General features: G+C 71.7%; 2 protein-coding genes. Both read left to right on the top strand.

The window, feature by feature from the left end:
• Positions 1 to 1,552 (top strand): type I polyketide synthase (locus NP777_RS46600; protein ID WP_256656278.1); only part of this gene is annotated, 1,552 nt, incomplete at its 5' end.
• A 97-nt stretch (positions 1,553 to 1,649) separates the two neighbouring features.
• Positions 1,650 to 3,603 (top strand): type I polyketide synthase (locus tag NP777_RS46595; RefSeq protein ID WP_256656277.1); only part of this gene is annotated, 1,954 nt, incomplete at its 3' end.

The following is a 3,603-nucleotide window of genomic DNA, read 5'->3' as shown; positions in this document are numbered from 1 at the left end:
CCCCGAGCGCATCGGGGAGATGCTCGCCGAGATCGTGGCCCTCTTCGAACGGGGCGAACTGCGGCCGCTGTCCACCCGGGTGTGGGATGTGCGCAGGTCCCCCGAGGCGTTCCGGTTCATGAGGCAGGCGCGCCATGTGGGCAAGCTGGTGCTGAGTGTTCCGGCCGCGCTGGACCCGGAGGGGACGGTACTGATCACCGGCGCCGGAGGCGTCCTGGGCGGGCTGGTCGCGCGGCATCTGGTGACGGAGCACGGCATCCGCCGGCTGTTGCTGGTCAGCCGCCGTGGCCGCGCCGCCGAGAGCATGACGGCGCTCGAGACGGAGCTGACGGCCCTGGGGGCCTCGGTCGACGTTGCCGCCTGCGATGTCGCCGACCGCGACGCGCTGGCCGATCTGCTGGCGGGGCTGCCCGATGACGGACATGGTTTGACCGGTGTGGTCCATGCCGCGGGTCTCCTGGACGACGGCACGGTGACCTCGCTGACACCGGAGCGGCTGGACGCGGTGCTGCGGGCCAAGGTCGACGGGGCGTGGCATCTGCATGAGTTGACGCGCCGTTTCGATGTGGCCATGTTCGCCCTGTTCTCCTCGGCCGCCGGTGTCCTGGGCTCCGCGGGCCAGGCCAACTACGCCGCCGCCAACACGTTCCTGGACGGACTGGCCCAGCGGCGCCGGGCGATGGGCCTGCCCGGAGTGTCGCTGGCCTGGGGTATGTGGGCCGAGCGCAGCGGGATGACCGGACACCTCGCCGAGGCGGACCTCTCCCGTATGACACGGGGCGGACTGGTGCCGTTCTCCTCCGAGGAGGGGCTGCGGCTGTTCGACACGGCCGGGCGGCTGGCCGAGGGCGTGGTGGTGCCCGCGCGGCTCGACCTCGGCCACCTGGCGGCCACCGCCGACACCACCCCCGTGCCGCCGTTGCTCAGCGGGCTCGTACGGCGGCCCGTGGTGTCCCGGCGTGCCTCGGCTCAGGACGAGTCCGGTTCGCAGGAGGCGCCGCTGGTGCGGCGGCTTGCCGGGCTCGGTCAGGGGGAGCGGCAGCGGACGCTGCTGCGGCTGGTCCAGGAACACGCCGCCACCGTTCTCGGCCATGGGTCGGCGTCGGCGGTGGACACCGATCGTGGCTTCCTGGAGCTGGGCTTCGACTCGCTCACCGCGGTCGAGCTGCGCAACCGGCTGAACGCGGCGACCGGGCTGTGGCTGCCCGCGACCCTCATCTTCGACTACCCGACCCCCGCCGCGCTGGCCGCACATCTGAACGCGGAGGTCGCCCCCGTGGCGGCGGACGACCCGACGGACGTGGCCGCCGAACTCGACCGGCTGGAAGCGGCGTTGCTCGGCACAGGCACGGCGGCCGACGACGACACCCGGGCCATGGTCGCCGGCCGGTTGAAGCGTCTGCTGTCCCACTGGGACGGCGGCCGTGGCGGCCCGGCACCCGATGGCCCGACCACCGATTCCGGCGATGCCCAGGATGTCGCCGAACATCTGGAGACGGCGGAGGCCGACGAGCTCTTCGCCTTCATCGACCAGGAGTTCGGGACGTCGTGATCCGATCAGCGGCCGCCACCACGGCGCACCCACGAACCCACACCACCACCTGCCCGCCGACCACCCCGCTCCCGAAGCGCGACCCCGAGAGGTTCTGATGTCGGAACAAGAAAAGCTGCTCGGCTACCTCCGGCGGGTGACGGCTGATCTGCACCAGGCGCGGCAGCGTCTACAGGATGTGGAGTCCGCGGCCCGTGAGCCCATCGCGATCGTCGGGATGAGCTGCCGCTTCCCCGGCGGGGTGCGCTCTCCCGAGGAGTTCTGGCGGCTGCTGAGCGGGGCCGAGGACGCCATCACGCCGTTCCCCGAGGACCGCGGCTGGGACCTCGACTCGCTCTATGACGCGGATCCTGACCGGTCGGGCACCTCCTATACGCGTGAGGGGGGATTCCTGTACGACATCGGCGACTTCGACGCCGACTTCTTCGGGATCTCGCCGCGTGAGGCGATGGCGATGGACCCGCAGCAGCGGTTGCTGCTGGAGACGTCGTGGGAGGCCATCGAGCGGGCGGGGATCGATCCGGTCTCGCTGCGGGGCAGCCGGTCCGGGGTCTTTTTCGGGGCGGTGGCCCCCGACTACGGGCCGCGGGTGCATGAGGCGCCGGATGGTGTCGAGGGTCATCTGGTGACCGGCAGCTCCATCAGTGTGGTGTCCGGGCGGGTGGCCTACACACTCGGGCTGGAGGGCCCGGCGGTGACGGTGGACACCGCGTGCTCCTCGTCGCTGGTCGCGCTGCATCTGGCCGTGCAGGCGCTGCGTCAGGGGGAGTGCTCCTTTGCCCTGGTCGGCGGTGTGAGCGTGATGGCCACGCCCGGCACCTTCGTCGGTTTCAGCCGACAGCGCGGGCTCGCGCTGGACGGCCGGTGCAAGCCCTTCTCGGCGGCGGCCGATGGTTTCGGGGCGGCCGAGGGCGCGGGGATGCTGTTCCTGGAGCGGCTGTCCGACGCGCAGCGCAACGGGCACCGGGTGCTGGCGGTCGTCCGGGGTACGGCGACCAATCAGGACGGTGCGAGCAGTGCGCTGTCCGCCCCCAACGGGCCGTCCCAGCAGCGGGTGATCCGCCAGGCGCTGGCCAATGCCGGGCTCACGGCCGGGCAGGTCGACGCCGTGGAGGCGCACGGTACGGGTACGAAGCTGGGCGACCCGATCGAGGCGCAGGCGCTGCTGGCCACCTACGGCCGTGAGCGCACCGCGGAGCGTCCGCTGCTGCTGGGGTCGGTCAAGTCCAACATCGGCCATACACAGGCGGCCGCCGGTGTGGCCGGTGTGATCAAGATGGTGCTGGCGATGCGCCACGGCGTGCTGCCGAAGACGTTGCACGTCGACGAGCCGTCCCCGCATGTGGACTGGTCGACGGGCACCGTTGAACTCCTGGCCGAGGCCGCCGCGTGGCCGGAGGGCGAGGAGCCGCGTCGGGCCGGTGTGTCCTCGTTCGGCATCAGCGGCACCAACGCCCACGCCATCATCGAGCAGGCACCGCCGCCGGCCGCCACCGACGCCGCTTCTGGTGCCGAGGCGGCGGAGACGGAGCAGACGCAGGCGCCGCGGACGGCGTTGCCGCTCGTTCCCTGGCTGGTGTCGAGCAAGTCCGATATGGCGCTGCGGGCTCAGGCCAGGCGGCTGCTGGACCATGTGGAACAGCACCCGGAGATCACGGCCGAGGACATCGGGTTCTCTCTCGCCACCACGCGGACCGCCTTCGAACATCGTGCGGTCGTGCTGGCTCCGGACCGCGCGGTGGCGGTACGGATCCTGGCCGATCACCTTGCGGGGCGGGGCAGTTCCGGGCTGGTCGAAGGCGCTGCCAGGCGCAGCGCCGGGGTCGCTTTCGTCTTCCCCGGCCAGGGGTCGCAGTGGGCCGGTATGGCGGTGGGGCTGCTGGAGTCCTCGCCGGTGTTCGCGGAGGCGATCGGCGAGTGTGAGACGGCTCTGTCGGCGTATGTCGACTGGTCGTTGACGGATGTGCTGCGTGGTGCCGAGGGCGCTCCCGGATTTGACCGGGTGGATGTCGTTCAGCCGGTGCTGTTCGCGGTGATGGTGTCACTGGCGA

The organism is Streptomyces rugosispiralis (genome assembly GCF_024505145.1).
Taxonomy (GTDB): domain Bacteria; phylum Actinomycetota; class Actinomycetes; order Streptomycetales; family Streptomycetaceae; genus Streptomyces; species Streptomyces rugosispiralis.
This window is presented reverse-complemented; position numbering and strand designations above follow the sequence as displayed.